This is a genomic window from Streptomyces sp. 150FB (assembly GCF_000818195.1).
Taxonomy (GTDB): domain Bacteria; phylum Actinomycetota; class Actinomycetes; order Streptomycetales; family Streptomycetaceae; genus Streptomyces.
In genome coordinates this window covers 6,267,991-6,293,934 of the sequence record NZ_JTHL01000001.1, presented here as the reverse complement: position 1 = coordinate 6,293,934, position 25,944 = coordinate 6,267,991, and the positions used below count along the sequence as shown (strand labels likewise).

Here is a 25,944-nt window from a genome sequence, read left to right as displayed (position 1 = left end):
CGACCGAGGCGTCCGTCACCGCACCGGCCGACGGCGTCGACGGCGAGCCCACCGCTCCGAAGCAGCGCCGCCGCCGCCCCCGCACCACAGCGGCGACAGCGACGGCGACGACAACCGAGAGCTGACGCGTCGTCCGACGGCCCGGCACCCCGACGTGGGGTGCCGGGCCGTCGGCGTACCCGCGCACCCACGTACGGACGCACCGGCACGCGGAGAACCGGGGGCCGGGGCGTGCGCGCGGGACCTCGGCGTTAGCCTCTTCGCATGAGTCGGCCGTCCAGCTTCACCCCGCCCTCCTGGGTCCAGGCCCGCACCCTGACGACCAGCCGCGGTCCGTTCGCCGTCCTCGACGCCCGCCCGGCCGGAGAGGTGCGCGGCACCGTACTCCTGCTGCCCGGGTACACCGGCAGCAAGGACGAGTTCGTCCCGCTGTTCGGTGCGATGGCGGAGGCCGGCTACCGCGCCGTCGCCGTCGACGGCCGGGGCCAGTTCGAGACCGAGGGCCCCGACACCGAGGAGGCGTACGCACAGAGCGCGCTCGCCGCCGACGTGCTCGCGCAGACCGAGGCGCTCGGCGCCCCCGTACATCTGCTCGGGCACTCGATGGGCGGACAGGTCGCGCGCGCCGCCGTACTCCTCGACCCCCGCCCGTTCAGCACGCTGACGCTGATGTCGTCGGGGCCCGCCGAGTGCAACGCCGACCAGCAGGAGCGGGTGAAGCTGCTCGAATCGGCGCTCATGACGATGTCGATGGAACAGGTCTGGAACGCCATCCGGGTGCTGGAGCCGCTGACCGAGACCGAGGAGGACGGTGCGTTCCTGCGGGAGCGCTGGCTGCGCAACAATCCGCTCCAGCTCGTCGTCACCGGCAGGCAGCTCGGCGTGGAGCCCGACCGGGTGGACGAACTCGCCGCCGTGGAGCCGATGCCGAAGCATGTACTGTCCGGCGACTCGGACGACAAGTGGCCGGTGTCGCAGTTCGACTCGATGGCCGAGCGGCTCGGCGCGCGCAGGACCGTCATCAGGGGCGCGGCGCACTCGCCCAACCGTGACCGGCCGGTGGAGACCGCCGAGGCCCTGACGGACTTCTGGGACGGCCACCACCGGAACGGCGCGTAGATCGGGCCGGTAGTACCGGCTCGCGGACAGTACGGCTCGCGGACAGTACCGCTCAGTACTGCGACTGAAGGTGCTGCCAGAAGCCGTCGCGCAGCGCCCGCCGCAGCACGGAGTGCCCGCGCAGCGACCGCTGGAGCATCTTCTCCGCCTCGATCAGCAGATCCTGGTCCACCGGGCCCGGCAGATAGGGCATGCCGGGCAGCAGCTCGCCCACCGCCCCCCTGCCCCGCTCGACCAGCCAGGTCGCCGCGATCTGCGCGCCGATGAAGCGCACCTGGTCGCGCGAGGGCGGCGGATCGCCCTCGTGCTCGTACGTCGTGACCGGGCGCCGGGTGACATACGGCTTCCAGAAGTCGAGGTCGAAGGTGCGCTGGCTGTCGACCTCCCAGAGCAGCGGCTCGGCCTGGTTGCGGCCGTCCGAGGCCTCGATGCCCCAGAGGTGGACCCTCGCCCCGTACCCCTGGGCGGCCTCGACGGCTGAGACGAGGTCCTCGTCGCCGCCGACCAGCGCCGCGTCGCTGATGGCGCGGTGCCTGGCGAGCGACTCCAGATCCGTGCGGATCAGTGAGTCGACGCCCTTCTGCTGGTTGTTGGCGTTGAGATTGCCCAGCCTGACCTTGACGTCGGGCAGCTCTGCGATGGACTGCTGCTCGGCCGTGTGGATACGGCGCCTGGCGCCGTCGTACCAGTAGACCCGGAGCAGCCTGCTGTCGGCGAAGATGATCCGCGCCTTGTCGATGAAGGCCTCGATGAGTCCTTCGGCGTCGAGGTCGAACGAGCGGCGGTCCTCGGTGCCCGACACCAGCAACCCGGCCGCAGCATAGACGTAACCGGCGTCGACGAAGATGGCATGCGTGGACGGGGTCTTGGCGACCTCGGCGAGCATGCGCTGGAGCAGCTCGTTGGTGCGCTCCAGTCGAGCGCTGATCTCGGCGATCTCGGGGTTGATCTCTGCCTCGTTCATACTCGGTTCATTCTCTGTGGACGTCACCGTACCCGCCAGTAGTTAGCCATCCAAAAATTTTCCTTAGCGTAGGGAATGTTTGCAGGGAGCAAGCCGTTGCATACGTATGTAGCGACCGACGGGCACGCCCGTCATTCCACAGTTCTCCAGCAGGAGGATCAGACGAAGGGAGAAGCCATGCGCTTCGAAATCATGCGTCTCGACGATGTCGACGGTTCCGCCGTGGACAGCACTGTCGTGGACGCCGCCTCCGTCAACCGGATCGTGCAGCAGGCCGCAGCGATGGGCCAGCGCATCTATATCCGGCCGGCCGAATCCTCGGCCTCGTAATCTTTCACGGCTCATACGACCCACCGTTGGACGACGACCAAGACGACATCGACGACAGTGACGAAGCGCCCCCCGTACGGATCCGTCCGTACGGGGGCGCTGCTGTCTCCGGGACCTTCGCGCGTCCCTGAGGTCCCCGTCGCTTCAGGCACCGCGCACGACCGAGGTGACTCCGTTGATGATCTGCTGCACGGCGATGGCCGACAGCATCATCCCGGCGAGGCGGGTCACCAGCACCACACCGCCGTCCTTGATCACCCGGATGATCAGCAGCGAGTAGCGCATGGTCAGCCAGAGCACCACATGCATCGCGACGATGGCGGCCCAGACCGAGATCTGCGCGCCCGCCCCGTGGGCGTGCTGCACGGCGAGGATGACGGAGACGATCGCGCCGGGCCCGGCGAGCAGCGGCATGCCGAGCGGTACGAGGGCGACGTTGACGTCCTTGGTCTGCTGCGGCTCGTCGTTCTTGCCGGTCAGCAGGTCGAGCGCGATCAGCAGCAGGAGCAGCCCACCCGCGATCATCAGGGCGGGCACCGAGACATGCAGATAGTCCAGGATCTGCTGGCCGAGCAGGCCGAAGACCGTGATCACACCGAAGGCGACGGTCACCGCCTGCCAGGCCATGGCGCGCTGGACCTTGGTACGCCGTCCCGAGGTGAGGGCCAGGAAGATCGGGGTGATGCCCGGCGGGTCCATGATGACGAAGAGGGTGAGGAAGAGGGAGCCGAACACGGCGAAGTCGAACACAGTCGGTGCCTTGCACGAGGTGAGGGAAGTACGCGGGGAGAAGCCGGGGCGATACGGGGGGCGATACCGACCGGAGCAGATGACCGGTCATGCGGTTACGCGCTCGCGCGCCTACGCGTCTCCGCCCGCGCCCGGCACCGGGAAGGCGCCGGCGGCGCGCCGGGTGATCTCGCCGTAGATCTCCGGGTCCGTGGTGCACGCGCCGAGTTCGACGAACTTCCGGGTGCCGTGGTAGTCGCTCGATCCGGTGGTCAGCAGCCCGAGGTCGGCGGCGAGGGAGCGCAGCCGGGCGCGCGTCGGGGCGTCGTGGTCCATGTGGTCGACCTCGATGCCGTCGAGTCCGGCGGAAGCGAGCCGTACGATCGCCTCCTCGCCCACCACCCTGCCGCGTTTGACGGCCGCGGGATGCGCGAAGACGGTGACGCCCCCGGCGGCCTTGACCAGCCGGATCGCCTCGAAGGGGTCCAGTTCGTGCTTGCCCGCGTACGCGCGTCCGCCGTCGCCGAGCCACTCGGGCGTGAAGGCGTCGGAGACGGTCGCGACGACGCCCAGCTCGACCAGCGCGGTGGCGACGTGCGGCCGGCCGAGGGAGGCGTCCCCGGCGATGCGCAGCACCTGGTCCCAGGTGATCGGGACGCCGAGGTCCTGGAGCTTGCGGACCATGCTCCGGGCGCGGGGGACGCGGTCGTCCCGTACGCGTTCGAGTTCTTCGGCGAAATCCGGCTCGGCCGGGTCGAAGAGATAGGCGAGCAGGTGCATGCCGATGCCGTCGATACGGCAGGACACCTCGGCGCCGGTGACCAGCGTGAGGCCCTCGGGGAGCGCGGCGATCGCCTCCGCGTGGCCGCGCGTGGAGTCGTGGTCGGTCAGCGCGACGACGTCGAGTCCGGCGGCTGCGGCGTTGCGTACCAGCTCGGCGGGGGTGTCCGTGCCGTCGGAAGCCGTCGAGTGAGTATGCAGATCGATGCGCACGACGCGTACTCCGGAGGCTCGGGACGGGGGATCGGAACAGACGGGCGGAACGGCTCAAGGGTAACGGGCGCCTCAGGGGTCCCAAACGCCCAGGGTCGGGGCGGTGAACGACCCTCAGAACAGCAGGCGGGGGGACAGCGCGCCGCACGGCACCAGCGCCACCTCGGCGCCCGCGTCCCGCAGATCGGTCAGCACCAGTTCGTCGTACATCAGCAGCCCCGACTGTCCCGGCCAGACGATCGCCCACAGCCAGAGCCCGAGCGCCTCGCCGGCGAAGACGGCCCGGTCGTCGGGGGCCTGTGGGACGTGCCAGAGCGGGGTGGGCCGGCCCCCGGCGAGCAGTTTGGCGTGCGGGGGTCCGTCGGCGCATATGTCCGGGCCCGGGTCGGGCCCTTCGATCCCCGCGTATCTCGCGCCGAGGCCGACGCCCAACTCCTCGGCGACCAGCACCAGTTCGCCGAAGCCGCCGAGCGGTCCCGGCCCCGAGCAGGCGACGGCGGTGGCGCGTCCGCCGCTGCGGTCGTCGCCCGCGTTGGCCACCCCGGCGAACAGCCAGCCGACGGGCAGCGGCCAGGGCATCCAGACAGGGACCTCCGCACGGGCCACCACCACATTGAGGGCTTCCACGCTGGGCGGGATCACAGGCTGGAGCGGGTGCACCGTGCCATGGGCGTCGCACTGCCACGAGTCGGCGAAGAGACCGGGCGCCCTGACCCGGCCACCACACTTCGGGCAACTGGGTTCGCCCCTCATACCGACCCACGGTCCTCCCCGGCCGACGCCCCGTCAAGGACGATCACCTGTCCAGCATTGGTAACTCTGTTCGACTCTCCGAACCCCGCCACCCCAGGCCTGACGAGGAATAATTAGATGTAGCTTGCATCTATTACCTCGCCCCGAGGATCGAGGGATGGACGGACATCCACATCCCGTTCGTGGTGGCGGCGGCGACCGCCGTGGTCGCGGCGGCGATCGTGGGGGTACGGCGCGGCGCGCTGACCCATGAAGCGCGCGACGCGGCGCCCGTGGGCGACCGGACCGATGCCGCCGACGCCGCTGCGGAGGCGAGTGCTCCGGTCCTCACCGAGCGCTGAGCCGACGGTCCTGGTGCGGTCTTTCGGTCAGCGAGCGATCAAATCGCGTCTGCTTCCTCACATTCCCGCGCACCACCCCGGCCCCCTCGCCCGGACCGCTCAGCCTCAGGGCCGCGCCTCCAACGGCACCGACCGGCGCAGCGGGTCGCGCAGGTCCGTACCGTACGAGAGCCAGCGCTCCCGCAGCTCCTGCGCGCCCGATACCCGCTTCCACGCGGCCTCGTTCGGCGTCATGGGCAGCAGCGGCAGGAACCGCACCGGATCCAGCGGCGCTTCCAGCTCCAGATCCGGCACCAGACCACCGGACTCGGCGACGAGTACGGAGCTGAAGGGCGCGCCCGGCCAGAGCGGCTCACCGAGGTCCAGCGACCCGCCCGGGGCGACGATCACCCCTTCGACCTGCGGAGAAGCGGCCAGCACCGCCAGCCCGCGCAGCACCTTGTCGGTGTCGGCGAGCCCGGCCCTGACCGAGAGGATCAGCTCGGCCCGCGGCCCCCGCAGCGGATCGGCGAGCACCTCGGCGGGGTCCGCCATCGGCTGCGCCGACATGCCCAGGGTGGCGTAACGGACGAGGCCGAGGCCCCGGGCGTCCCGCTCCTGGCCGTCGACCCGGGCGTCGGTGAAACGCAGCACCTCGACGCGTTCGGTCCCCAGGAACGTGACGGCGGCGCGCGCGTCCGGGTCGCCCAGCGCCGTACGGAGCCGGGCCTCCACCAGAGCAAGAATTTCTCCCATCCGGGGAGCATAGATCGCGTATGAATGGGGGAAGAGAATTAATTGGCCTGCTGCTAGCTGGTAGCCTGGGCCGCCGGTCGGGACAACACGCGAAAGCGCTACAGCGTCGCTCTCCCAGTCCCGGCCACACGTCATCCCCCAAGGGGGACCGACCGGAGGAGGTGGGGCTGCGGTGGATCGAAGTCACCCGGCCAGTACCAGCCGCTCTTCCGCCCGTATTACCGCCTCGTGATCTGAGGCCTCGCCCGTACAGGCCCGTGGCGTGTCGCACAGCGGAAGAGCACCACTCAGTCAGCTCGTCCCAGCCTGTGTTTTCTGCCTGTCTGTAGCGAACGCCGTCGCCGCGCCTCGCGGTGCCGCCCGCTTTGCGGACGTACGCATCACGTCCCCATTCCGGGCTGCGCCACACTCCGCCGACGGCCTCTCCGTGAGGAGCCAGCCATGTCGATGATCCGTGATCTGCGGGCGGCGGTCCGTCCGTCCCTGCGTAAGCCCAGCGCCGCGTACAGCAAGTACGACACGTACGACGCCACCCGTGACCCGTCCGCTTCGAGCGCCGTCGTCGACTGCGCGGTCTACCGCGAGGGCCGCCGGGTCGAGAAGGACCCCTGCGTCACCCCGCGCGAGGCGATGCTGCGGGTCCGTGAGGGCGGCGGCTTCGCCTGGATCGGTCTGCACGAGCCGACCGACGAGGAATTCGCCGGTATCGCCGCCGAGTTCGGACTGCACCCGCTGGCGGTGGAGGACGCGGTGCACGCGCACCAGCGCCCGAAGCTGGAGCGGTACGACGACACGCTGTTCACCGTCTTCAAGACCATCCACTACGTGGAGCACACCGAGCTGACAGCGACCAGCGAGGTCGTCGACACCGGCGAGGTGATGTGCTTCACCGGCCGGGACTTCGTCATCACGGTCCGCCACGGCGGCAAGGGCTCGCTGCGCAATCTGCGGCACCGGCTCGAAGAGGACACCGAGCTGCTCGCCAAGGGCCCCTCAGCGGTCCTGCACGCCATCGCCGACCATGTCGTCGACGGCTACATCGCGGTGGCCGCCGCTGTGCAGGACGACATCGACGAGGTCGAGATCGAGGTGTTCTCCGCCCCGGAGAAGGGCAGCGCGCGCGGCTCGGACGCCGGCCGGATCTATCAGCTCAAGCGTGAGGTGCTGGAGTTCAAGCGCGCAGTCTCGCCGCTGCTGCGGCCGATGCAGTTGCTGAGCGAGCGGCCCATGCGGCTGATCGACCCCGACATCCAGAAGTACTTCCGGGATGTGGCCGACCACCTGGCCCGGGTCCATGAGCAGGTCATCGCCTTCGACGAGCTGCTGAACTCGATCCTCCAGGCGAATCTGGCGCAGGCGACGGTCGCGCAGAACGAGGACATGCGCAAGATCACGTCCTGGGCGGCCATCATCGCCGTGCCGACGGCGGTCTGCGGGATCTACGGCATGAACTTCGAGCACATGCCCGAGCTGCACTGGAAGTACGGCTATCCGATGGTCATGGCGGCGATCGGGGCCGTCTGTCTGGTGATCCACCGCACCCTGAAGCGCAACGGCTGGCTCTGAGGCAGCCGGCCGAGGCACCTGCGCGACAGCGGGCTGACAACGGCCGGACGCGCGAGGGTGACATCGCTCACCGTCGCGGGTCTGGTCGTAAGCTGCGGGCATGACTGAACCGCTGCTCGGCAAGGCGCTCGTCGAGGAGGCCACCAAGAAGTCCGGCCTCGTCTGGGTGCGCGGCCCGGGCCCCGAGCGCGCGCTGTGGCACGTATGGCACGCGGGCGCGGTGTATCTCGTCGGCGACGGACCCGGCGAGCAGCCGCTGCCCGGTCTGGCCGACGGCTCCACCGCCGAGGTGACCGTACGCAGCAAGGACAAGGGCGGCCGGCTGGTCGCCTGGACGGCGGCGGTCACGGAACTCACCCCCCGTTCGGACGACTGGGAGTCGGCCGTCGCCGAGCTGAAGGGCAAGCGGCTGAACGCGCCGGACGCCGAGCGGATGACGGAGCGCTGGGCACGCGAGTGCCGGGTGCTGCGGCTGGCGCCCGTCGAGGGCGCGCCAGCGATCACCGATCTGCCGCAGGGGTCACTGGCCGCCGAGCCGCTGCCGACGGACGCGACGACGCGCGGCCCGGTCCCCGACTCGCTGGGGCGCCAGATCCTGCGCCGCAAGAAGCGCTGAGGCGGCGCCCGGCCGTCCCACCCCGGCGTCCCAGCTCGGCGTCCCACCTCGGCGTCCCACCTCTGCGGTTCTGCTAAATTCGACGGCATGTCCGCGGTGAATCGTTGGTATTGGCGCTACGAGCCGGCTCCTGGTGGAGCCGGTGGTCACGTGCGCTGACCACCCCAACCACCCGGAGCCAGCAGGGCAGAGACGACCGTCTCTGCCCTTCGTCGTTGAGGCGGGCCGGCACCGGGTGCGAAGCACTTCATGGACTCCGGCCCCGCCGAGAGATCCCAGGGACGCGACCACCATGACCACACCTCCCGCCGGCGCCGAAGGCCGCCCGGCGACACCGGACACGCCAAGGACCCCGGAGACGGGCGATCTGCGCGTCACGGGCTTCCAGCCGCTCGTACCACCCGCCGCCTCACGGGCCGCCCTGCCGCTGGGAACAGCGCGTGCCGCCCTCGTCCAGGAGAGCCGAGGGGCCGTCAGACGCGTGCTGTCCGGGGAGGACGACAGGCTGCTCCTGGTGGTCGGCCCCTGCTCGGTGCACGATCCGGCCGCCGCCCGGGAGTACGCCGGACGGCTCGCCGAGGCGGTGGCACCGCTGAGCGAGGACCTGTGCGTGGTCATGCGCGTCTACTTCGAGAAGCCGCGGACCACGCTCGGGTGGAAGGGTCTCATCAACGATCCGGACCTGGACGGCACGTACGACGTACGCAAGGGGCTGCGCATCGCCCGGCAGGTGCTGCTCGACGTACTCGACACCGGGCTGCCGGTCGGCTGCGAGTTCCTGGAGCCGACCAGTCCGCAGTACATCGCCGACACGGTGAGCTGGGGCGCGATCGGCGCGCGGACCCCGGAGAGCCAGGTGCACCGGCAGCTCGCCTCCGGGCTCTCGATGCCGGTCGGCTTCAAGAACGCGACGGACGGCGACGTGCAGGCGGCCGTCGACGGCTGCCGTACGGCGGCGGGCGCGCACACCTTCTTCGGCATCGACGAGGAAGGGCGCGGCTCGGTCGTCTCCACGATCGGCAATCCCGACTGCCACATCATCCTGCGCGGCGGGCGGGGCGGCCCCAACTACGGCGCCGACGACGTCCGACAGGCGCTGGCGCTGCTGGACAAGGCCGGGATGCGGCAGCGGCTGGTGATCGACGCCAGTCATGCCAACAGCGGCAAGGACCACGTCCGCCAGGCCGAGGTGGTCGGCGAGATCGCCGCCCAGGTCGCGGCGGGCGCGAGCGGGATCGCCGGGCTGATGCTGGAGAGCTTCCTGGTGGCGGGACGGCAGGAGCCGGGTCCGCTGGAGGCGCTGACGTACGGGCAGAGCGTGACGGACGCGTGCGTCGGCTGGGAGCGGACCGAACAGCTCCTCGGCGAGCTGGCGGCGGCCGTACGGGAGCGGCGGCGCACCGGTAACTGAGCGGCGCCGGGACGGGGGTGGCCGGACGGCCACCCCCGTGTCCGAGGCGACAGAATCGGACGGAGGCTCAGTCGCTCGTCGACGGCAGCTTGCTGCCGTAGTCGACCGTCTGGTCCTGGGCCGGCGCGGCCAGCGCGAAGTCCTTGCCCCAGTCGGAGAGCTTCAGCGTCCCGGCTCCCCCGGCGCGCGAGAGCTGGAGCGGGTACGGCGTGCCCTCCAGCGACACGTCCAGCGTGCCGCCCGCGCCCTCGCCCGCCGCGACCTTGATGGTGCGTACGCCGCCGACCTCGGCCCGGTCGCCCTTGCTCAGGTCGCCGCCCAGCGCCAGCAGCCCGTCGAGCAGCACGTTCATGTCGGTGAAGCCGCGCAACTGCTTGTACGACGGGTCGTCCTCGGGCACCTTGACGTACTTGTCGTCCAGCTTGCCGGCCGCCTCGGTGTCCGACTTGCTCGGCACCGCGCTCTCCTTGCCGCTCCCCTGGCTCCAGAACCCGGCGTCGGCCTTCAGATAGAGGGTGTCGGCGACCCGCAGCAGCTCGATGACCGTGTTGTTCCGCAGTGTGACCGAACCGGTGCCGCCGTTCTTCTTGAGACGCATGTCGAGCTTGTACGTCTCCTTCTCGGTCACCAGCGCTCCGGAGAGGCGCACCGCGGGCGCGCCGTCCGCCGCCGCCTGCGCCTTGTGCTCGATCTGGGTCGCCGAGAGCTTGCCGACCCCGTTCGTCCCCGCGTCCGGGTCGTCGCCGCACGCCGTCAGAACCGCGGCGAGGCCGGCGCAGAGCGCGACCGGAAGTGCGGCTCGGCGGGCACCCCGGCGGACACGGTCGGACAAACGGGAAGCGGTCACGGACGCTGCCTCTCCTACGCTGGTGGGGGATGAGCAGACCGCAGCGTACCCGTGGGACGTGAAGGGTTCGAAGCGGAGGCGTCCGGAGTGATCCGCCCGGGCATCCCGGGGCGGTACGGGCTAGCCTGAACCCGTAATCGCGCCGGACAAGGCGACCATCAGGGAGGCGCACGGTATGGCGGCAGCCGCCCCCAGGATCTTCGTCTCGCACCTCGCCGGGGTGGCGGTCTTCGACCCCAACGGCGATCAGGTGGGACGCGTGAGCGACCTCGTGGCGATGCTGCGGGTCGGCAACAGACCGCCGCGGCTGCTCGGACTGGTCGTCGAGGTGCTCAGCAGGCGACGGATCTTCCTGCCCATGACACGGGTCACCGGCGTCGAGTCCGGCCAGGTCATCACCACGGGCGTGGTCAACGTACGGCGCTTCGAACAGCGGCCGACCGAGCGGCTCGTCCTCGGTGAACTCCTCGACCGGCGGGTGCGGCTGGTGGAGAACGGTGAGGAGGTCACCGTCCTCGACGTGGCCATCCAGCAGTTGCCGGCCCGCCGCGACTGGGAGATCGACAAGGTCTTCGTACGGCGCGGCAGGAAGGGCGGCGCGCTGCGGCGGCGCGGGGAGGCGGTGACCCTGGAGTGGTCGGCCGTCACCGGGTTCTCCCTGGAGGAGGAGGGGCAGGGCGCCGAGAACCTGGTCGCCACCTTCGAACGGCTTCGGCCCGTCGAACTCGCCAATGTGCTCCACCATCTGACGCCCAAACGGCGGGCGGAGGTCGCCGCCGCCCTCGACGACGACCGGCTCGCCGACGTCCTGGAGGAGCTGCCCGAGGACGACCAGGTGGAGATCCTCGGCAAGCTCCAGGACGACCGGGCCGCCGACGTGCTGGAGGCGATGGACCCGGACGACGCGGCCGACCTGCTGTCCGAGCTGCCGGAGGACGACAAGGAACGGCTGCTGACGCTGATGCAGCCGCACGACGCCGCCGACGTGCGGCGGCTCATGTCGTACGAGGAGCGCACGGCGGGCGGTCTGATGACCACCGAGCCGATCGTGCTGCGGCCGGACGCGACGGTCGCCGACGCGCTCGCGCGGGTACGGCAGCAGGACCTCTCCCCCGCGCTCGCCGCGCAGGTGTACGTGTGCCGGCCGCCGGACGACACCCCCACCGGCAAGTACCTGGGCACGGTCCACTTCCAGCGGCTCCTGCGGGACCCGCCGTTCACCCTGGTCAGCTCGATCGTGGACTCCGATCTGCCGCCGCTCTCCCCGGACACCCCGCTGCCCGCGATCACGGGTCATCTCGCCGCGTACAACATGGTCTCGGCGCCCGTGGTGGACGAGAGCGGGTCGCTGCTCGGGGTGGTGACCGTCGACGACGTACTGGATCACCTGCTGCCCGACGACTGGCGGGAGACCGGCTTCCACGGCCTGGAGGAGGTGACCCGTGGTGGCTGAGCGGCCGTCCGGCAAGAACGAAGACGGCGCCAGAGAGCGTTCGCGGGCGACGGGGACGACGAACGGCTCGACCGCGGTGACGCGCGGCGCCCGGGTCAGGCTCGACCAGCCCCGGCCGCAGCGGCGCAGGCTGCTGCCCGAGTACGACGCCGAGGCCTTCGGGCGGCTGTCGGAGAGCGTGGCCCGGTTCCTGGGGACGGGACGCTTCATCGTCTGGATGACCCTCATCATCATCGTGTGGGTCCTGTGGAACATCGCGGCGCCGCCGCACCTGCGCTTCGACCACTACCCCTTCATCTTCCTGACGCTGATGCTGTCCCTCCAGGCGTCGTACGCGGCGCCGCTGATCCTGCTCGCGCAGAACAGGCAGGACGACAGGGACCGGGTCACCCAGGAGCAGGAGCGCAAGCAGAACGAGCGGTCGATCGCCGACACCGAGTACCTGACCCGGGAGATCGCCGCGCTGCGGATGGGGCTCGGCGAGGTCGCCACCCGCGACTTCCTCCGCTCGGAGCTGCAGGATCTGGTGCGGGACCTGTCGGACGGGCGGCTGACCCATTCGGAGAACGGCCACGGGCCCGGCCACGAGGAGCCCGAGCCCGAGCGGCGGAGCTGATCCGTCCGGCGGGCACCGGAAAGCGGGTGCTGGGCGGCTTTCCGCGGTCGGTGGGAAGCGCCGTACCATCTCCGTATGGCTACCGACACGTACGGAACCGCCGCAGCCCCCGCGGAAGACGCGGTGCGCGCCGCACTGGCGACGGTGAACGACCCCGAGATCCACCGCCCGATCACTGACCTGGGCATGGTCAAATCGGTGGAGATCGGCGCTGACGGCGCCGTCGCCGTCACGGTCTATCTGACGGTGTCGGGCTGCCCGATGCGCGACACCATCACGCGCACGGTGACGGACGCGGTCGCCGCCGTCCCCGGGGTCACCGGGGTCGAGGTGACGCTCGACGTGATGGGTGACGAGCAGCGGCGCGAGCTGGCTGCCTCGCTGCGCGGGGGCACTCCCGAGCGTGAGGTGCCGTTCGCCCAGCCGGGCTCGCTCACCCGGGTCTACGCGGTGGCCTCCGGCAAGGGCGGCGTCGGCAAGTCGTCGGTGACGGTCAACCTGGCGGCCTCGATGGCGGCCGACGGGCTGAAGGTCGGCGTCGTGGACGCGGACATCTACGGGCACAGCGTGCCGCGCATGCTCGGTGTGGACGGCAAGCCCACCCAGGTCGAGAACATGATCATGCCGCCGTCGGCGAACGGCGTGAAGGTGATCTCGATCGGCATGTTCACCCCGGGCAACGCGCCCGTGGTGTGGCGCGGGCCGATGCTGCACCGCGCGCTCCAGCAGTTCCTCGCCGATGTGTTCTGGGGCGATCTGGACGTGCTGCTGCTCGACCTGCCGCCGGGCACCGGTGACATCGCGATCTCGGTGGCGCAGCTCGTACCGAACGCCGAGATCCTGGTGGTCACCACTCCGCAGCAGGCGGCGGCCGAGGTCGCCGAGCGGGCCGGCTCCATCGCCGTACAGACCCACCAGAAGATCGTCGGTGTCGTCGAGAACATGTCGGGCTTCCCGTGCCCGCACTGCGACGAGGTCATCGACGTCTTCGGCACCGGCGGCGGAAAGCTGGTCGCCGAGGGGCTGACGAAGACCACGGGGACCGAGGTGCCGGTGCTGGGCGCCATCCCGATCGACGTACGGCTGCGCGAGGGCGGCGACGAGGGCAAGCCGATCGTGCTGTCCGACCCCGACTCGCCCGCCGGAGCGGCGCTGCGCGGTATCGCGGGGAAGCTGGGCGGGCGGCAGCGCGGCCTGTCGGGCATGTCGCTGGGGATCACCCCGCGCAACAAGTTCTGAGGCCCTGGGGCCGCACGGGCGAGGCATGGGTAAGGGGCAGCCACCATGGGTGGCTGCCCCTTACCCGTCGCTCCTCACCCGGGTGCCCGGGTGCGCTGTCACCGCTCGTACGTCGTGATGTCCTCGATCGCCGAGAACGCGAGTCCGTACGGGCTCATCCCGCGCCCGTACGCCCCGAGGTGCACCTTCCCCTCGGGCGATCCGGCGAGCACCCAGCCGAACTCGGACTCGCGGAAGCGGAAGGGCGTCGGCACGCCGTCCACGGGCAGCGACAGCTCCGACCACTCAGGGGTCGTCAGGTCGTCGGCGATGACGAACGCCGCCTCGATCTGCTGGCTCAGCCAGTCGTCGCGCAGGGTGTGGTCGAGCTGCGACGGCCACGTGTACGACATCAGCCCCGACCCGGCGAGCCACGCCGCCGAGGAGGCCGTGGTGGCGTCGAGGTGGCCCGTACCGTCACCGGTTCGGCGTACGGGGCTGATGGCCACCGTCACGACCACGGCGAACCGCTCCTTCTCCGCGCCCGACGCGTCCGGTCTTATCGACGGCTCGTCACCATGGCCGATGGAGCCGTGCTGAACGGTCCCGTCAGCGGCGGCGCCGACCTGCATCAGCCAGCGCGGTCCGCTGAACGCCTCGTCGAGGCCGTACCAGGGGAAAGGCGCGCTCAGATAGCCGTCGACCGTGCGCCGGGCTGCTGGCACCCCCTCGGCAGTGGATGAGCTGGACGCACCCTGTGCGTCTACCCGACTCGTGGTCTCCATCTACTGGCCGCCTCCTCGATCTCGGTCGTCCGCAGCGGCCCGCCGCCGACGGGCAGCTCACTGCCGGACAGATGGAGGATAGCCACCCGCTACCGACTCGTAGGGATTGGTCGTACTCAGGTGGCGTCCGCGTCGAAGGGGGGCAGCTCTCCCCGATCGGGCTTTTCGCCCTTCTTGAGCAGATCGGGCGTCGTGGACTGCACGGCCGAACCGTTGGCCGAAGCCAGCGGAGCGGCCGGTGTGTCCGACGTGGACGCGGCGCTCTCGCGGCCGTGCACGGCGTCGGCGACCTCGGACATCTCTTTCCTGAGGTCGAAGGTGTCGCGGAGTTCCTTGAGGCCCAGGTCGTCGTTGTCCATCAACTGCTTGCGGACGAACGTCTTGGGGTTGAGGTCCTCGAACTCGAAGTCCTTGAACTCCGGGCCCAGCTCGGAACGGATGTCCTGCTTGGCGCTCTCGGAGAACTCCCGGATCTTACGGATGACCCGCGAGGTGTCCTGGATCATCTTGGGCAGCTTCTCCGGGCCGAAAACGATCACGGCGAGGACTACGAGCGTGACTATTTCCAGTACGCCGACGTCGTTGAACACCTTGTCGCTCCTCGGGGTCTCCATGCCCGCAGATCGGACGAGTTCGTCCTGGTCTGAGGTGTGTCAGGGTCCGGGCCGTTCCACCGTACCTGCCCGAACTGTCCGTGCGGTACCTCCCGGTGGACGTCACATGACGTCGGACGATCCGAGAGCCAGGCTCATGGTCAGCTCTTTACCTCCCCGGGACAGCGTCAGCGCGAGCCGGTCGCCGGGGCGGTGCGCCCGGATCTTGATGATCAGCTCCTCGCCGCTGTGGACCCGTTCTCCGTCCACCGCCGAGATCACGTCGCCCGGTCTGATGCCGGCCTTCGCGCCGGGACCGCCCGAGGTCACGGCGGGTCCGCCGCCGGCGGCCTGGGCGGCGACCCGCGCACCGTCGCCCGTGAAGTCCGTGTCGAGTGTGACGCCGATCACCGGGTGGGTGGCCTTGCCGGTGTTGATCAGCTCCTCGGCTACGCGCTTGCCCTGGTTGATCGGGATCGCGAAGCCGAGTCCGATGGAACCAGCCTGGCCGCCGTCCGTCTGTGACCCGCTGTCAGCGGCGCGGATGGCGCTGTTGATCCCGATGACGCGCGCCTTGGTGTCGACCAGTGGCCCGCCCGAATTGCCGGGGTTGATCGGGGCGTCGGTCTGGAGCGCGTCCACATAGCTGACGTCGCTGCCGTCGCCCTTCTCGCCGCCCGCTGTGATGGGGCGGTCCTTGGCACTGATGATCCCCGAGGTGACGGTGTTGGACAGGTCGAAGGGGGCGCCGATGGCCACGACGGGGTCGCCGACCTGGACGCTGTCGGAGTTGCCCAGCGCGAGCGGCCTGAGTCCGGAGATCCCGGTCACCTTGACGACGGCGAGGTCGTAACCGCTGTCCTTGCCGACGACCGTGGCCTTGGCGGTCTGACCGCCGCTGAACGTGACCGATATCTCACCCGAGGACCCTGCCGGTTCGACGACATGGTTGTTCGTCAGGATGTGGCCCTCGCGGTCGAGGACGAATCCGGTGCCCGTGCCCTGCTCGTCCTTGCCGCTGACGTGCAGGGTGACGACGCCGGGCAGCGCGCTGGCCGCGATCCCCGCGACGCTGTCGGGCGCGCGGCCGCCGTTGTCCTCGGCCGCCTGCGGGAGCTGGACGCTGCCGAAGCCGCCGTTCCGCTCGGAGTAGACGCCGACCCCGCCGCCGACGGCTCCGGCGACGAGCGCGATGAGCACGGCGCCGACGAGACCCACGGAGCGGCGCCTCTTCACCGGCTCGCCGAAGTGGGTCAGCGGCTGCTGTCCGTGCGGCCCGGCGAGCTGGATCTGCTGGACCCGCTGGTCCTGTTGCGGCGGATCGGCCCAGGGGTCGTACTGCGACCACTGCGAGGTCGTCCCCGGCTGGTCGGGGGCGGGCGGCTGGGGCTGGGGCTGGGGCTGCTCGAACACGCCTTGCCCCGGGGGCAGTTGCCGCGGCAGCGGCTGTGCGAGCGGCTGGGGCTGCTGGAGCGGGAAGTCCGACGGCGGCACCGGTATGCCGTGCGCCGGCGTCGGCACCGGCCGCTGTACGGGCGGCGCGGGGGCCCACGGGCCAGGACCGCCGTACGGCGGTGTGCTGTAGGCGTCGGGCTCGTGCAGCGGCCTCGGGCGGTCCTGGGGCTCCCCGGCCGCGCCCTGAGGGGGCACCACGGGCTCCGCCACGGGCCGTACGGGCTCCGGAGGCTCGGCCGGGCGCACGGGCCGCTCGTGCGGCGCGTGTCCCTCTGTGGGACGGCTCCACCACGTCGCCTTGGATCCGGTGGGCTTCCCGACGTCCATGCTCTCCCCGCAACTGCCGCTCAGCGCCCCGCATCAGGGCACCCCTGGCAGGGATTCAACCAGGTTTACGAACGTCCGCGCAGAGATCCGGTCAGCGCCGGGAGGAAAGCGGCGGAACGGGCAGCGTCGGAGCGGCGAGGTGCGAGGGGTTCGGGGTGACGGCGGGAGAGGTCGCCGACGTGTCGTCGATCTGGAGGGCCACATCCGGAACCGCCGGGACCGGCCACATCGACGAACCGCCGAGGACCGCCGACGAGAGCGAGGGGACCTGCCCCTGGAGCATGCCGGGGGGCGCGCCGGCGATGGCGCGGCTGACGGACTGCTCCAGCGCGCTGTTGCCTCCGCCCTGGCGCCTGCCCTCGCCCATCAGGGACGCCGGAGCCGTGGTGCCGGGAGCCCGCATCGGGACCACGTTGTTGCCCACGCCACGCGGCGGCATCGCGTCGGCGGCCGTACCGAGCGGCATCGTGCCGCCCAGCGCCATCGCGGCGAACGACACGGCGCTGGCGGCGGCGAAGGCGAACCTGCGCCCGCGCCAGGGCGAACGCTCGGCTTCCTGCCTGCCGACCTCGTGGATACGGAATCCGGAACCGGGAAGCGTCCCGGTGTGCGCGGCTGCCGGGACATAGCCGAAGCCGTCGTGACGGACACCGAAGCCGTCGTGACGGACGCCGAAGCTCCCCGTGTCGAACGGCCCCTGCCCACGGGTGCCGTCACCGCTGTCGCTGTCGCCTCCCGCGGGGCCGCCGGGCAGCCCTTGGAGTCTCGCGAGCAGCCCCGCCGACGGCGGCGGCGGCGCGGTCCTGGCGAAGACGCTCTTCAGGCGGCGCTGCGCGTCGGCCTCGGCCTTGCACCTGGGGCAGGTCGCGAGATGCGCCTGCACGCGCTCGCGCGCGTCATGGTCCAGCTCCCCGTCCACCAGGGCGGCGAGTCGGTCCCCCAGGTGCTGTTCGGCCGGGGTCTGGCTCGTACCACTCACGCCGATCCACCCTCCCCCGCCACACTCGCGAAGCTGCGCTGCTCGGCGCGGGCCTCGGGCGAACGGTGCGAGAGGGCCTTGCGCAGATGCGAGCGGCCGCGGTGGATCCTGCTGCGTACGGTGCCGAGCTTGACACCGAGGGTCGCCGCGATCTCCTCGTACGAAAGGCCCTCGATGTCGCAGAGCACCACGGCGGCCCGGAACTCCGGCGCGAGGGTGTCCAGCGCCTGCTGCACGTCCGCGTCGAAGTGGGTGTCGTGGAAGACCTGCTGCGGCGACGGCTCCCGGCTCGGCAGCCGCTCGGCGGCGTCGTCACCGAGCGCGTCGAAGCGGATCCGCTGCTTGCGCCGGACCATGTCGAGAAAGAGATTGGTGGTGATGCGGTGGAGCCAGCCCTCGAAGGTGCCGGGGGTGTAGGTCGACAGCGAGCGGAAGACCCGGACGAACACTTCCTGGGTCAGGTCCTCGGCGTCGTGCTGGTTGCCCGTCAGGCGGTAGGCGAGGCGGTAGACACGTCCGCTGTGCGTGCTGACGATCTCCTCCCAGCTAGGAGGCGTCCACGCCTGGGAGTCCGCATCCGATGCGAAGGTCGCGGTAACCGCGGAGTCGATGGAGCGAGAACGGTCAGCGGTGTTGGTCACGGATTTCGGCTCACCTGCCGACCTCAGGAAGCGACCGAGCACTCCCCTTCGATCCGCAGCCGTAGCCGCACCTCCCCTATCGGCTCTGGTGGTGTCCAGTGGAGCCCCTACCATAGCCACCCCGCCCGTTAGCTCCGGATAAGAATCTTTACGCGAATTTGGGCCCGCCCGCCCGAAACCCGGCGACGTGATCCACGTATACCTTGCGCTTACATAACGCCTGGTCCCATCTGCGGGTTCCCGAGCGCAGCGGATACAGTCACCGTTGCGCCGACTACGGGGACAGGAGAGGGTCATTACCGCCAACCGGCAGACGAGCTGGGCGTTCGCCGACGCCTTTGTCGCCGAGGACGAGGCATTGCTCTGGGCCCGTGACCGGGCCCGGGAGTCGGGGCTTCGCTCGGTGTCACCAGGCACCGGCGCCGCGCTGCGTCTGCTCGCCGCCACCCTGGACGCGAAAGCCGTGGCGGAGATCGGTACGGGCACCGGTGTCTCGGGGAGCTATCTGCTCCAGGGCATGCGCACCGACGGCGTCCTGACCACGGTCGACACAGAACCCGAGCGCCAGCAGTTCGCCCGGCAGGCCTTCCGGGCCGCCGGCTTCACCGGGAACCGCGCTCGTTTCATCCCCGGCCGCGCTCTCGACGTACTCCCACGCCTCGCCGACGGCGGCTACGACCTGGTCTTCTGCGACGGCGACCGGCTCGAAAGCCTCGAATATCTCGCTGAATCGTTGCGCCTGCTGCGCCCCGGCGGCCTGGTCTGCTTCGAGGGCATGTTCTCCCACGGCCGTACGGTCGACTCGTCGGCCCAGCCCTCCGAGGTCCTTCGCGTACGGGAGCTGCTGCGCACCGTCAGGGAGAGCCCGGAACTGCTGCCGGCACTGCTGCCCGTCGGCGACGGGCTGCTGTGCGCGGTGCGACGAGGCTGAACAGCACACTGCCCCGGTACGGACCACTCGTCCGTACCGGGGCAGTTCCCGTGTCGATCCGGGGGTGACCCGCGACCCCGAAGACTGTGGGCGTCCCGCTCAGCCGACGACCTTCTTCAGCGCGTCCCCAAGCGCATCAGCCTCGTCCGGAGTCAGCTCGACGACAAGCCGACCGCCGCCTTCGAGCGGAACGCGCATGACGATGCCCCGCCCCTCCTTTGTCACCTCGAGCGGGCCGTCGCCCGTCCGCGGCTTCATGGCCGCCATGCTCGTTCCCCTTCCTGAAACCAGCTCATCGCCGCCGGCGGCCCCATGACAGGCGCTGTGTCACCGGCATCGAACACATTGCTTCCAGGCCATTATCCCGCATGGCGGGACCCGATGACCAACATCGGACGGCATCGCTTGCGCAACGCGCTCTCTCAAAACCACGCAATTCGGCGATCGGCCTGCGATACTGCGCCGCTGTTCCGCCATGCTGGGCCCCGACAGGACCACTGGAACCGCGAAAGGACGATCATGGCCGACACCGTGCTGTACGAGGTGAGTGACGGACTCGCAACGATCACGATCAACCGGCCCGAGGCCATGAACGCGCTCGACGTCGCCACCAAGGTCGCCCTGCGGGACGCCCTGGAGTCCGCCGCGGCCGACACCGCCGTACGAGGAGTTCTGCTCACCGCGGCCGGCGAGCGGGCGTTCTGCGTGGGCCAGGACCTCAAGGAACAGACCGAACTGCTGCTCGCCGGCTCGGACAACCCGATGACGACCGTGCACGACCACTACAACCCGATCGTGCGCGCCATCACAGAGATGCGTAAGCCCGTCGTGGCGGGCGTGAACGGCGTCGCGGCAGGAGCCGGCTTCGGCCTCGCCCTGGCCGCGGACTACCGGGTCGTCGCGGACACCGCGTCCTTCAACACCTCCTTCGCCGGGGTGGCCCTGACAGCGGACTCGGGCGTCTCCTGGACCCTCCCCCGCATGATCGGCGCGGGCCGCGCGGCGGACCTGCTGCTGTTCCCCCGCTCGGTAAGGACACCCGAGGCGCTGGAACTGGGCCTGATCAACAAACTGGTCCCCGCCGCCGACCTGGCCACCGAAGCGACAGCAGTGGCCCGAGCCCTGGCCGAAGGCCCGACCCTGGCGTACGCGGCACTGAAGGAGTCCCTCGCGTACGGAGCGGAACACTCCCTGAGCGAGACCCTGGCCAAGGAGGACGAACTCCAAACCAGGGCAGGCCAGTCCAAGGACCACGGCATCGCGGTAGAGGCGTTCCTGTCCAAGCAGAAGCCAAAGTACTCGGGCCGGTAGCCTCGCGGCGGGCGGCCGTGGTCTCAGCGGTGCGGTGTCACCGTGTCCGTTTCGCGGCCGGGTCCGTGGTCACCGGCGTTGGCCGAGGTTGTTGTCGGGGTTCGCTCCGGGGCGATATCCGGGATGCACGATTTACGGCGTCGTCACCGCGGTTGCCAGGTGACCGCGGTCGTCCGCCGCAAATCACGCGTGAGTATCCCGGACACCACCCCTGCGCGCCCCCCTTCACCTGCGGGAACCGGTCACATCACGCCGCGGGCGCGGCGTTACGGGCCGAGCGACCGGCGACGGAGGGTGACGGGGTCGCAGGAGGTACGTGTCCGGACGCTAACGTGAGATTTGTGGCGCATGACCGCCTCAAGCAACACATCCGGGGTCACGACGCCGTAAATCACACGTCCGGACATGTGCCTCCGGAGGCCCCGGCGCCCGGCACCAGACAAACCGGCCGCAACCAAGAACCGGCCCAGACCACGGCCGCCCGCCGCGAGGCGCACCGCCGCGAGGCGCACCGCCGCGAGGCGACCGTCAGCCGAACTCGCAACCCGCCACATGGTCGTTCACCAGCCCGCACGCCTGCATCAGCGCGTACGCCGTAGTAGGCCCCACGAACCGGATCCCGCGCTTCTTCAGCGCCTTCGCCAGCGCCGTCGACTCGTCCGTCACCGCCGGAACATCCGCGGTCGTCTTCGGCCGCCGCCGCCCCTGAGGCGCGTACGACCAGATCAGCTCGTCCAGTTCGCCCGGCGCCCACCCCGCCAGGGCCACCGCGTTCGCCATCGTCGCGTCGACCTTCGCGCGGTTGCGGATGATGGACTCGTCCGCCAGCAGGCGGACCCGGTCCGCGTCCGTGAACTCGGCGACCTTCGCGATGTGGAACGAGGCGAACGCGGCCCGGAAGCCCTCGCGCCGGCGCAGGATCGTGATCCAGGACAGGCCGGACTGGAACGCCTCCAGGCTCAGCCGTTCGAACAGCGCGTCGTCGCCGTGGACCGGCCGGCCCCACTCGGCGTCGTGGTACGCGACGTAGTCCTCCGTGGAGGTGCCCCACGGGCAGCGCAGCCGCCCGTCAACACCCTTCACCGCGCCGCCCGTCACCGCCCGGCCTCCTCGTCCGGCTCCCGGAACAGGTCACGGTTGGCGCCGGCCGACCTCGCCGGCCCCGACGGATCAACGAAACCGAAACCGGACCCGGACCCGGACCCGGACCCGGAACCAGAACCAGAACCGGACCCGGAACCCGAACCGCCGGCCACCGCGCCGGCCACCGCACCGGCCCGCGCCCCCGCAAGCGCCGACTCCAGCTCCGCGATCCTCGCGTCGCGTTCGGCCAGTTCCGCGCCCAGCCGGCTGAGTACGTCGTCCACGTCGCCCATCCGGTAGCCGCGCACCGAGACGGGCAGCCGCAGGGCCTCCACATCCGGCCGGCCGACCGGGCGTGTCGCCGGCAGTGGGTCAATGAGCTGTTCCGGAGCGGTCTCCGGCAGGACCGCGCGGTCTCCGCCGCCGACGACGGCGAGCGTGACCGCGGCGACCACCACGGCCATCGCGATGAGCAGGGCAAGGAACACGTGCTTCTCCCCGGGCAGGAATACGTCCGGTCCCGATCGTGCCATGCGGCACCGACAGTGCGGACAGTTAAGGTCGCAGACGAGCTGACTCTAGGAGGAAACGGCGAATGCGCGGGACGCTGCGGCTGGGACGTCGGGAATTCGGCGCGGACGAGCCGGTGATCATGGCGATCGTCAACCGGACGCCGGACTCGTTCTACGACCAGGGCGCGACGTTCCGTGACGGACCCGCTCTCGACCGTGTCGAGGAGGCGGTGGCGCAGGGCGCGGCCATCGTCGACATCGGCGGGGTGAAGGCCGGTCCCGGCGACGAGGTGACCGCCGAGGAGGAGGCGCGCCGTACGGTCGGATTCGTGGCGGAGGTGCGGCGGCGCTTCCCGGACGTGGTGATCAGCGTCGACACCTGGCGTCACGACGTGGCCGAGGCGGTCTGCGAGGCCGGGGCGGATCTGCTCAACGACGCGTGGGGCGGCGTGGACCCGAAGCTCGCGGAGGTCGCGGCGCGGTACGGCGCCGGGCTGGTCTGTACGCACGCGGGCGGCGCCGAGCCGCGTACGCGACCGCACAGGGTGGCGTACGAGGACGTGATGGCGGACATCCTGGACGTCACGCTGGGCCTCGCCGAGCGCGCGCTGGCGCTGGGCGTCCGCAGGGACGGGATCATGATCGATCCGGGTCATGACTTCGGGAAGAACACGCGCCACTCGCTGGAGGCGACCCGCAGGCTGGGCGAGATGGCCGAGACCGGCTGGCCGGTGCTCGTCTCGCTGTCCAACAAGGACTTCGTGGGCGAGACGATCGACAAGCCGGTCAAGGAGCGGCTGATCGGCACGCTCGCGACGACCGCGGTCTCGGCGTGGCTCGGCGCCCGGGTCTACCGGGTGCACGAGGTCGCCGAGACCCGGCAGGTGCTGGAGATGGTGGCGTCGATCGCCGGTCACCGGCCCCCGGCGGTCGCCCGCCGGGGACTGGCCTGAGCCGCACTACTGGCCTGAGCCGCGCCACCGGCCTGAACGGCCCTACTTGCCCGTCTCCTTGGTGACCAGCGCCACCGCCTCGTCCACGTCGTCCGTGACGTGGAAGAGCAGCAGGTCCTTCGCCGACGCCTTGCCCTGCGCCACCACGGTGTCGCGGAGCCAGTCGACGAGGCCGCGCCAGTACTCCGTACCGAACAGCACGATCGGGAAGCTGGTGACCTTGCGGGTCTGTACGAGCGTGAGCGCCTCGAACAGCTCGTCCAGCGTGCCGAGACCGCCCGGCAGGACGACGAACCCTTGCGCATACTTCACAAACATCGTTTTCCGGACAAAGAAGTACCGGAAGTTGACGCCGATGTCGACATGCGGGTTGAGGCCCTGTTCGAAGGGCAGTTCGATGCCGAGTCCCACGGAGATCCCGTCGGCCTCCCTCGCCCCCTTGTTGGCCGCTTCCATCGCACCGGGACCGCCACCGGTGATCACGGCGAACCCGGCCTCGACCAGCGCGCGGCCGATCCGGGTCCCCGCCTCGTAGTCCTCGGAGCCGACCGGGGTTCTGGCCGAGCCGAAGACACTGATGGCGCTCGGCAGCTCGGCGAGGGCGCCGAAGCCCTCGACGAACTCCGACTGGATACGCATCACCCGCCAGGGGTCCGTGTGCACCCACTCCGAGTCGCCCCCGGTGTCCAGCAGCCGCTGATCCGTGGTGCCGGACTGGACCTGTTCCCTGCGGCGGATCACCGGACCGAGCCGCTGCTCCTCCGGCTTCCCCGATCCCTCAGGCGCGCCCATGACCTGCTCCTTCCGCTGCTGAACCAATGCTTCCCCCGTTTCGGCAAGGGTAGGTCCAAGGACATGACGAAAGGCGAAATTCCGGCAGTCGGGCCGGGTGCTGTCAGCCGGTGAGCCAGTCACGGAGCCGGTTCTCGCAGTGCGAGATGCGCTCGACCGCGACATGTTCGTCACGCTTGTGGGCGAACAGCGGGTCGCCGGGGCCGTAGTTCACCGCTGGCACGCCGAGGTCGCCGAAGCGTGCGACGTCCGTCCAGCCGAACTTGGGCCGCGCGCTGCCGCCGACGGCCGCCATGAAGGCGGCGGCGCCCGGGCGCCCGAGTCCGGGCAGGGCCGCGCCGGAGTGGTCCTCCACGGTGAAGTCGGCGACCCCGCAGCCGTCGAAGACCTCGCGTACGTGGGCCAGCGCCTCTTCGGCACTCCTGTCCGGCGCGTAGCGGTAGTTGACGACGACCGTGCAGGCGTCGGGGATGACGTTGTTGGCGACGCCCCCCTCGATCCGTACGGCGTTGAGCCCCTCGTGGTACTCCAGACCGTCGATGACCGGACGCCGGGGCTCGTACGCGGCGAGGCGCTCCAGGATCGGGGCGGCCGCGTGGATCGCGTTGGACCCCATCCAGCTCCGCGCCGAGTGGGCGCGCTCGCCCTCAGTACGGAGGATGACCCGCAGGGTGCCCTGACAGCCGCCCTCGATCTCCCCGTCGGACGCTTCGAGGAGGATGGCGAAGTCGCCCTCCAGCCAGTCGGGGTGGGCCTCGGCCACATGCCCGAGGCCGTTGAGGTGCGCCGCCACCTCCTCGTTGTCGTAGAAGACGAAGGTGAGGTCACGGTTGGGTTCGGGGACCGTCGCGGCGATCCGCAGTTGGACGGCCACTCCTGACTTCATGTCGGTGGTGCCGCAGCCCCACAGCACGCCGTCCGCGTCGAGCCGGGAGGGCACGTTGTCCGCGATGGGGACGGTGTCGATGTGCCCGGCCAGGATGATCCGTTCGCCCCGCCCGAGCCGGGTGCGCGCCACGACGTTGTTGCCGTACCGGTCCACCGTGAGGTGCGGCAGTGTGCGCAGCGCCTGCTCGATCGCGTCGGCCAGCGGCTTCTCCTCGCCGCTGACCGACCGGAAGTCGACCAGCCACGCGGTGAGGGCCGGAGCGTCGAGGGAGAGGTCAAGCACGGTCTCAGACATGGTTTTGACCCTAGTACGGTGAGCCTGTGTCCGAGACCGTCACCCCCTCCCGTCGCGGCCGCTTCCTGCGTCTCGCCTTAGCCTTCGTCGTCCTGCTCGGTGTGACCGCTTATGTGGTGGTCCAGTACGTGACGGGCGGCGGCGGTCCGCCGCGCTGCACCGTGCGCGCCACCGACCCCTCCGACTCCTCGGCATCGGGGCCGGAGTCGGACGGGGACGGCGCCACGTACGAGATGAGCCCGGAGCAGGCGGCCAACGCGGCGACGATCTCCGCCGTCGGCACCACGCGCGGCATGCCGGAGCGCGCGGTGACGATCGCGCTGGCGACCGCGCTCCAGGAGTCGGCGCTGCGCAATCTGAACCATGGCGACCGCGACTCGCTCGGCCTGTTTCAGCAGCGGCCGTCCAAGGGGTGGGGCACGGCGGCCCAGATCGTCGATCCGGTCTATTCGGCGGGTCAGTTCTACGACCATCTCGCCACGGTCCCGGGCTACTCGCGGCTGCCGCTCACCGTGGCGGCGCAGCGCGTCCAGCACAGCGGTTTCCCGCAGGCGTACGCGAAGCACGAGCCGGACGCCACGCTGCTGGCCGCCGCCCTCACCGGCAGGGCCCCCGCCGTACTGACCTGCTCGGCGCCGACCGGCACGGCGGCGGGCTCCCCGGCGAAGGTACGGGCCGAGCTGGTGCGGGCGTTCGGGCGCGAGGTGC

At 70.7% G+C, this 25,944-nt stretch carries 29 protein-coding genes; 13 read left to right on the top strand and 16 right to left on the bottom strand.

Annotated features, from left to right (window positions below; genetic code table 11):
- Positions 1-264 precede the first annotated feature (264 nt).
- Positions 265-1,119 (top strand): alpha/beta hydrolase, encoded by an 855-nt coding sequence (locus QR77_RS27230; RefSeq protein WP_040024691.1) that lies wholly within the window; start codon positions 265-267, stop codon positions 1,117-1,119.
- Between the two features lie 52 nt (positions 1,120-1,171).
- Here the strand turns inward: QR77_RS27230 and QR77_RS27225 are convergent, their stop codons facing one another.
- A complete protein-coding gene (locus QR77_RS27225; protein WP_040024690.1) occupies positions 1,172-2,083 on the bottom strand; it encodes an NYN domain-containing protein in 912 nt (303 codons plus the stop codon).
- A 177-nt stretch (positions 2,084-2,260) separates the two neighbouring features.
- On the opposite strand from QR77_RS27225, the gene QR77_RS47545 reads away from it, so the two are divergent.
- Positions 2,261-2,413 carry a hypothetical protein gene (locus QR77_RS47545; protein WP_165840668.1) on the top strand — a complete coding sequence of 51 codons (153 nt, stop codon included), beginning with the start codon at positions 2,261-2,263 and terminating at the stop codon, positions 2,411-2,413.
- 144 nt (positions 2,414-2,557) lie between these two features.
- Here QR77_RS47545 and QR77_RS27220 read toward each other — a convergent pair whose 3' ends face one another.
- The 3 genes from QR77_RS27220 to QR77_RS27210 form a co-directional block, all read right to left on the bottom strand.
- A complete protein-coding gene (locus QR77_RS27220) occupies positions 2,558-3,163 on the bottom strand; it encodes a MarC family protein (RefSeq protein WP_040024689.1) in 606 nt (201 codons plus the stop codon).
- A 111-nt stretch (positions 3,164-3,274) separates the two neighbouring features.
- Positions 3,275-4,135: a PHP domain-containing protein gene (locus QR77_RS27215; protein ID WP_040024688.1), complete on the bottom strand. Its 861-nt coding sequence runs from the start codon at positions 4,133-4,135 to the stop codon at positions 3,275-3,277.
- Positions 4,136-4,249: 114 nt separating this feature from the next.
- A complete protein-coding gene (locus QR77_RS27210) occupies positions 4,250-4,888 on the bottom strand; it encodes a DUF6758 family protein (protein WP_063798089.1) in 639 nt (212 codons plus the stop codon).
- A 185-nt stretch (positions 4,889-5,073) separates the two neighbouring features.
- Between QR77_RS27210 and QR77_RS47870 the strand changes: the two genes are divergently transcribed.
- Positions 5,074-5,229: a hypothetical protein gene (locus tag QR77_RS47870; RefSeq protein WP_201778826.1), complete on the top strand. Its 156-nt coding sequence runs from the start codon at positions 5,074-5,076 to the stop codon at positions 5,227-5,229.
- Positions 5,230-5,334: 105 nt separating this feature from the next.
- Here the strand turns inward: QR77_RS47870 and QR77_RS27205 are convergent, their stop codons facing one another.
- Positions 5,335-5,964: a suppressor of fused domain protein gene (locus QR77_RS27205; RefSeq protein ID WP_040024687.1), complete on the bottom strand. Its 630-nt coding sequence runs from the start codon at positions 5,962-5,964 to the stop codon at positions 5,335-5,337.
- A 441-nt stretch (positions 5,965-6,405) separates the two neighbouring features.
- On the opposite strand from QR77_RS27205, the gene QR77_RS27200 reads away from it, so the two are divergent.
- From QR77_RS27200 to QR77_RS27190, 3 genes are all read left to right on the top strand, one after another.
- Positions 6,406-7,530, top strand: coding sequence for a magnesium and cobalt transport protein CorA (locus QR77_RS27200; RefSeq protein ID WP_040024686.1), 1,125 nt, complete (start codon positions 6,406-6,408; stop codon positions 7,528-7,530).
- Between the two features lie 100 nt (positions 7,531-7,630).
- Entirely contained in the window at positions 7,631-8,146 is a 516-nt protein-coding gene (locus QR77_RS27195; protein WP_040024685.1) for a hypothetical protein, read from the top strand.
- Between the two features lie 292 nt (positions 8,147-8,438).
- Positions 8,439-9,557, top strand: coding sequence for a 3-deoxy-7-phosphoheptulonate synthase (locus tag QR77_RS27190; protein WP_078877202.1), 1,119 nt, complete (start codon positions 8,439-8,441; stop codon positions 9,555-9,557).
- A 67-nt stretch (positions 9,558-9,624) separates the two neighbouring features.
- Here the strand turns inward: QR77_RS27190 and QR77_RS27185 are convergent, their stop codons facing one another.
- A complete protein-coding gene (locus QR77_RS27185) occupies positions 9,625-10,404 on the bottom strand; it encodes a hypothetical protein (RefSeq protein WP_052489096.1) in 780 nt (259 codons plus the stop codon).
- A 175-nt stretch (positions 10,405-10,579) separates the two neighbouring features.
- Here QR77_RS27185 and QR77_RS27180 point away from each other — a divergent pair, with 175 nt between their 5' ends.
- From QR77_RS27180 to QR77_RS27170, 3 genes are all read left to right on the top strand, one after another.
- Entirely contained in the window at positions 10,580-11,857 is a 1,278-nt protein-coding gene (locus QR77_RS27180) for a CBS domain-containing protein (protein WP_040024683.1), read from the top strand.
- A 76-nt stretch (positions 11,858-11,933) separates the two neighbouring features.
- Positions 11,934-12,473, top strand: a complete 540-nt coding sequence (locus tag QR77_RS27175; RefSeq protein WP_236711166.1) for a DUF1003 domain-containing protein — start codon at positions 11,934-11,936, stop codon at positions 12,471-12,473.
- A gap of 75 nt (positions 12,474-12,548) precedes the next feature.
- On the top strand, positions 12,549-13,712 hold the full coding sequence (locus QR77_RS27170) for an Mrp/NBP35 family ATP-binding protein (RefSeq protein WP_040024682.1): 1,164 nt from the start codon (positions 12,549-12,551) through the stop codon (positions 13,710-13,712).
- A gap of 98 nt (positions 13,713-13,810) precedes the next feature.
- Here QR77_RS27170 and QR77_RS27165 read toward each other — a convergent pair whose 3' ends face one another.
- The 5 genes from QR77_RS27165 to sigE all read right to left on the bottom strand — a co-directional run bounded on the left by QR77_RS27165 (position 13,811) and on the right by sigE (position 18,585).
- Positions 13,811-14,476 (bottom strand): hypothetical protein, encoded by a 666-nt coding sequence (locus QR77_RS27165; RefSeq protein WP_040024681.1) that lies wholly within the window; start codon positions 14,474-14,476, stop codon positions 13,811-13,813.
- Between the two features lie 116 nt (positions 14,477-14,592).
- Positions 14,593-15,066, bottom strand: coding sequence for a sec-independent translocase (locus tag QR77_RS27160; protein WP_040028736.1), 474 nt, complete (start codon positions 15,064-15,066; stop codon positions 14,593-14,595).
- Between the two features lie 126 nt (positions 15,067-15,192).
- A complete protein-coding gene (locus tag QR77_RS27155; protein ID WP_040024680.1) occupies positions 15,193-16,851 on the bottom strand; it encodes a trypsin-like peptidase domain-containing protein in 1,659 nt (552 codons plus the stop codon).
- A gap of 91 nt (positions 16,852-16,942) precedes the next feature.
- Positions 16,943-17,830: a zf-HC2 domain-containing protein gene (locus tag QR77_RS27150; protein ID WP_040024679.1), complete on the bottom strand. Its 888-nt coding sequence runs from the start codon at positions 17,828-17,830 to the stop codon at positions 16,943-16,945.
- On the bottom strand, positions 17,827-18,585 hold the full coding sequence (sigE, locus tag QR77_RS27145) for an RNA polymerase sigma factor SigE (protein ID WP_173476358.1): 759 nt from the start codon (positions 18,583-18,585) through the stop codon (positions 17,827-17,829). Before sigE ends, QR77_RS27150 begins: the two co-directional genes overlap by 4 nt.
- A 151-nt stretch (positions 18,586-18,736) precedes the next feature.
- On the opposite strand from sigE, the gene QR77_RS27140 reads away from it, so the two are divergent.
- Positions 18,737-19,402, top strand: coding sequence for an O-methyltransferase (locus QR77_RS27140; RefSeq protein ID WP_063798088.1), 666 nt, complete (start codon positions 18,737-18,739; stop codon positions 19,400-19,402).
- Positions 19,403-19,501: 99 nt separating this feature from the next.
- Here QR77_RS27140 and QR77_RS44055 read toward each other — a convergent pair whose 3' ends face one another.
- Complete coding sequence (locus QR77_RS44055; protein WP_003966491.1) at positions 19,502-19,669, bottom strand: DUF3117 domain-containing protein; 168 nt, start codon at positions 19,667-19,669, stop codon at positions 19,502-19,504.
- 252 nt (positions 19,670-19,921) lie between these two features.
- Between QR77_RS44055 and QR77_RS27135 the strand changes: the two genes are divergently transcribed.
- A complete protein-coding gene (locus tag QR77_RS27135) occupies positions 19,922-20,713 on the top strand; it encodes an enoyl-CoA hydratase-related protein (RefSeq protein WP_040024674.1) in 792 nt (263 codons plus the stop codon).
- A gap of 528 nt (positions 20,714-21,241) precedes the next feature.
- On the opposite strand, the gene QR77_RS27130 is transcribed toward QR77_RS27135, so the two are convergent.
- Positions 21,242-21,811, bottom strand: coding sequence for a DNA-3-methyladenine glycosylase I (locus QR77_RS27130; RefSeq protein ID WP_040024673.1), 570 nt, complete (start codon positions 21,809-21,811; stop codon positions 21,242-21,244).
- A complete protein-coding gene (locus tag QR77_RS49155) occupies positions 21,808-22,329 on the bottom strand; it encodes a cell division protein DivIVA (RefSeq protein ID WP_236710830.1) in 522 nt (173 codons plus the stop codon). Before QR77_RS49155 ends, QR77_RS27130 begins: the two co-directional genes overlap by 4 nt.
- 62 nt (positions 22,330-22,391) lie before the next feature.
- Between QR77_RS49155 and folP the strand changes: the two genes are divergently transcribed.
- Complete coding sequence (gene folP, locus QR77_RS27120; RefSeq protein ID WP_040024672.1) at positions 22,392-23,261, top strand: dihydropteroate synthase; 870 nt, start codon at positions 22,392-22,394, stop codon at positions 23,259-23,261.
- Positions 23,262-23,303: 42 nt separating this feature from the next.
- Here the strand turns inward: folP and QR77_RS27115 are convergent, their stop codons facing one another.
- Together QR77_RS27115 and dapE are read right to left on the bottom strand one after the other, a co-directional pair.
- Complete coding sequence (locus tag QR77_RS27115; protein ID WP_040024671.1) at positions 23,304-24,053, bottom strand: TIGR00730 family Rossman fold protein; 750 nt, start codon at positions 24,051-24,053, stop codon at positions 23,304-23,306.
- Positions 24,054-24,156: 103 nt separating this feature from the next.
- Positions 24,157-25,236 carry a succinyl-diaminopimelate desuccinylase gene (dapE, locus tag QR77_RS27110; protein WP_040024669.1) on the bottom strand — a complete coding sequence of 360 codons (1,080 nt, stop codon included), beginning with the start codon at positions 25,234-25,236 and terminating at the stop codon, positions 24,157-24,159.
- A 26-nt stretch (positions 25,237-25,262) separates the two neighbouring features.
- Between dapE and QR77_RS27105 the strand changes: the two genes are divergently transcribed.
- The coding region (locus QR77_RS27105) for a hypothetical protein (protein ID WP_063798087.1) at positions 25,263-25,944 on the top strand (682 nt) is incomplete at its 3' end.